Annotated in this window: 4 protein-coding genes; 3 read left to right on the top strand and 1 reads right to left on the bottom strand. The window is 68.5% G+C overall.

Going from position 1 to position 3595, the window contains the following annotated elements; genetic code table 11:
- Window positions 1–314 (bottom strand): hypothetical protein (locus AC1DU6_RS23745; RefSeq protein ID WP_477860057.1); only part of this gene is annotated, 314 nt, incomplete at its 3' end.
- 168 nt (window positions 315–482) lie between these two features.
- Here AC1DU6_RS23745 and AC1DU6_RS23740 point away from each other — a divergent pair.
- From AC1DU6_RS23740 to AC1DU6_RS23730, 3 genes are all read left to right on the top strand, one after another.
- Complete coding sequence (locus AC1DU6_RS23740; RefSeq protein ID WP_477860055.1) at window positions 483–1826, top strand: GH1 family beta-glucosidase; 1344 nt, start codon at window positions 483–485, stop codon at window positions 1824–1826.
- 7 nt (window positions 1827–1833) lie between these two features.
- A complete protein-coding gene (locus AC1DU6_RS23735) occupies window positions 1834–2841 on the top strand; it encodes a LacI family DNA-binding transcriptional regulator (RefSeq protein ID WP_477860053.1) in 1008 nt (335 codons plus the stop codon).
- Window positions 2842–2882: 41 nt separating this feature from the next.
- On the top strand, window positions 2883–3595 hold a 713-nt coding region (locus AC1DU6_RS23730), incomplete at its 3' end, for a carboxypeptidase-like regulatory domain-containing protein (RefSeq protein ID WP_477860051.1).

Raw genomic sequence — 3595 nt, 5'->3', positions numbered from 1 at the left:
GTTTCGTAGTAGCCCAGGCGTGCAGCGGCCATGGCTTGGGTGGCGAGTGCGCGGCATTCGCCCTCGGGCATCTCGGCCTGCTGGAACTGGAATGCCGCCTGGCGTGCGGATTCCAGCGCCGCAGCGAAATGACCCAGCAGGCGCAGCTCGACGCTGGCAATGCAGTGCGTGGCTTCCGCCTGGGCGGCCACGCTTCCCCGTTCAAGCGCGGCGTGGTGGGCGCGGCGCGCTGCATCCAGCGCGGCCTCGGCGCTGCCGGCATCGGCATAGGCCCTGGCTTGGGCCAGCGTGGCGTCGATCTGTGCTTGATCCATCCCTTGCCTCTGCTTCTGGTGGCGGGCGAAGCGGCGGAGTCTGAGGTGCGAGCGCGACGCTCCGGGGTAAACACGCTGTTGACTCGTCAAGTAATCACGGAAAGAATGCATGTAAACGTTTACATGACGACACAACGACCGACCCGCGCAAGCGGAGTTGGCACACGGATGAGACAACCGTTCCCGCCCGGCTTCCTCTGGGGCTGTGCGACTTCCGCCTATCAGATCGAAGGCTCGCCGCTGGCCGATGGCGCCGGCGTCAGCAACTGGCATCGTTTCGTGCGCACGCCGGGCCGCGTGCTCGGCGGCGATACCGGCGACATTGCCTGCGACCACTACCGCCGCATGAAGGACGACGTCGCGCTGATGCGCGAGCTCGGCCTCACGGCCTATCGCTTCAGCATTGCCTGGAATCGCGTGCTGCCCGAAGGCCGTGGCGCCGTGAACGCGGCCGGCCTGGATTTTTACGAACGCCTGGTCGACGAACTGCTGGCCGCTGGCATCCAGCCGATGGTGACGCTGCACCACTGGGACCTGCCCGCGGCGCTGGACGACCGTGGCGGCTGGCTCAACCCCGACATGCCCGATTGGTTCGCCGACTACGCGCAGGTCTGCTTCAAGGCGCTGGACGACCGCGTGCCGATGTGGGTCACGCTGAACGAACCCTGGGTCGTCGCCGACGGCGGCTTCATGCATGGTGCGCTGGCGCCCGGTCACAAGAGCGCCTTCGAGGCGGCCATCGTCGCCCACCGGCTGATGCAGTCACACGCCAAGGGCGTGCAGGCCTACCGCGCGACCGGAAAGAACAGGATCGGCCTGGTCGTCAACATCGAGCCCAAGCAGCTGCCGGCCGACGCCAGCGAGTACGACCGCCACGCCGCCGGGCTCGCCGACGCCTACATGAATCGGCAATACCTCGACCCGGCCCTGCTCGGCAGCTACCCTGCCGAGTTGCGCGAGGTCTTTGGTGAAGCCTGGCCCGACTGGCCGGCCGCCGAGGTCGAGGCACTCAAAGTCCCCGTCGACTTCCTCGGCCTGAACTACTACACCCGCGCCGTCGTGCGCTTTGATCCCAAGGCCTGGCCGGTGCCGGCGGTGCCGCAGCGCCAGCCCGGCGGCATCTACACCGAGACCGGCTGGGAGCTGCACCCACAGAGCCTGGMCGACACCCTCGTGTGGATGCACGAGCGCTACGGCGGCCTGCCGCTGTATGTGACCGAGAACGGCGCCGCCTTCTACGACCCGCCGGTGGCCATTGACGGCCGCGTTGACGATCCGCTGCGCGTGCACTATCTGCGCACCCATATCGCCGCCGTGCAGGACGCTATTCAAAGGGGCGCCGACGTGCGCGGCTACTGCGCCTGGTCGCTGTTCGACAACCTCGAATGGGCGCTCGGCTTTGCCAAGCGCTTCGGCCTCGTGCATGTGGACTTTCAGACACAGCAGCGCACCCCCAAGGCTAGCGCGCGCTTCTATGCTGAAGTCATCGCTTCCCACGGCGCCAACCTCTGACAACAAGATGACGGTCACCCCCGCCACGATCAAGGACGTCGCCCGCGTTGCCGGTGTGTCGGTCGCCACCGTTTCGCGCGCGCTCAACGGCGCCGAGAACGTGCTGCCGCACACGCGCCAGCGCATCGTCGAGGTCGCCCGCGAATTGCGCTATTCGCCGTCGGGGGCGGCGCGCAGCCTCATCACGCGACGCACCGACACCATCGGCGCCCTGCTGCCTGACCTGCACGGCGAATTCTTCTCCGAGCTGATCCGCGGCATCGACCAGGCCGCCCGGGCGCGCGGCCTGCATCTGCTGCTGTCGAGCTCCCACGACGATGCCAACGAGGCCGCGGCCGCGCTGCGCGCGATGAACGGCCGCGTTGACGGCCTCATCGTCATGTCGCCGCACGCCGACGACGATTTCCTGTCGCAGAACCTGCCGCCTGCCCTGCCGGCCGTGCTGCTGAACTCCGGCGTGCGCGGCGCGAGCCAGCGGGTCTTCGCCGTCGACAACTTCGGCGGCGCGCGCGCGATGACCGAGCACCTGGTGCGCAGTGGCCGGCGACGCATCGCTTTTCTCGGCGGCCCGCAGGCCAACTTCGAGGCGCGCGAACGCGAGCGCGGCTACCGTGCCGGCTTGGCCGTGGGTGCCGAGGCATGGCTGCTGGAGGGCGACTTCTCCGAAACAGGCGGCCAGCGCGCCGCGGCCGAGCTGCTGGCCCTGCCGGCGGGCCAGCGGCCCGATGCCGTCTTCGCCGCCAACGACATCATGGCCATCGGCCTGCTGGGTGCGCTGCAGGCCGGCGGTGTGCGCCTGCCCGAGGACATCGCGCTTGCCGGCTTCGACGACATCCCCATCGCCCGCTACGTCAGCCCGGCGCTGACGACCATGCACGTGCCCATTGCCGCGCTGGGCGGCCAGGCACTCGATGCGCTGGCCGACACCCTGGAGCGCAACGCCACCGACGCCGGCGCCACCGTGATGCCGGTGCAACTCGTTGTGCGGCAGTCGTGCGGCAGCGCCAAGACCTGATCCCGTCCAAACCACAGCACAACACAGGAGACAAGGACATCATGAGCACCCCGACCCCCCGCACCAAACCCAGACTTCTCACCCGCCATCTCTGCGCCGCCGGCCTGATCGGCGGGCTGCTGATGGCGGCCCTGCCCGCGCAGGCGCAGAGCGCCAGCGCCACCGTGCGCGGCACCATCACAGCGGCTGGCGCCACGGCGCCGGCAGGCACTGATGTCGTCGCCGTCAACAAGGCCAACGGCAATACCTACCGGACCAAGACCCTGCCCGACGGCAGCTATGTACTCGTCGGCCTGAACCCCGGCAACTACGAGGTCCGGGTGGCCGGTGCTGCCACCGGCAGTGTGGTTACGCTGTCCGTCGGCCAGAACGCGACGCTGGACCTCGGCAGCACGGACGCCAAGCTCGGCACAGTGGTGATCCAGGGCAGCGCGCAGCGCCAGGGCGTCATTGATTCGCAGGTCGGCACCACGGTGTCCAACAAGATGATCGAGGCCATCCCGCAGGCCACGCGCAACTTCCTGTCGGCAGYGGACTTCGCTCCCGGCGTGCGCTTCGACACCGACGCCAGCGGCAATACGCGTCTGCGCGGTGGCTCGCAAAACATTGACTCGGTCAATGTCTTCATCGACGGCGTCGGACGCAAGAACAACATCCTGCGCGGTGGCGTCAGTGGCCAGGACACCAGCCAGGGCAATCCCTTCCCGCAGGCAGCTATCGCCGAGTACCGCGTGCTGACGCAGAACTACAAGGC

It is taken from the genome of Roseateles sp. P5_B10 (assembly GCF_056400485.1).
This window is presented reverse-complemented; position numbering and strand designations above follow the sequence as displayed.

What these genes read in the sequence shown, in the direction of transcription:
- AC1DU6_RS23735 (WP_477860053.1), top strand. Translation starts at nt 1,834, where the DNA reads ATGACGGTCACCCCCGCCACGATCAAGGACGTCGCCCGCGTTGCCGGT.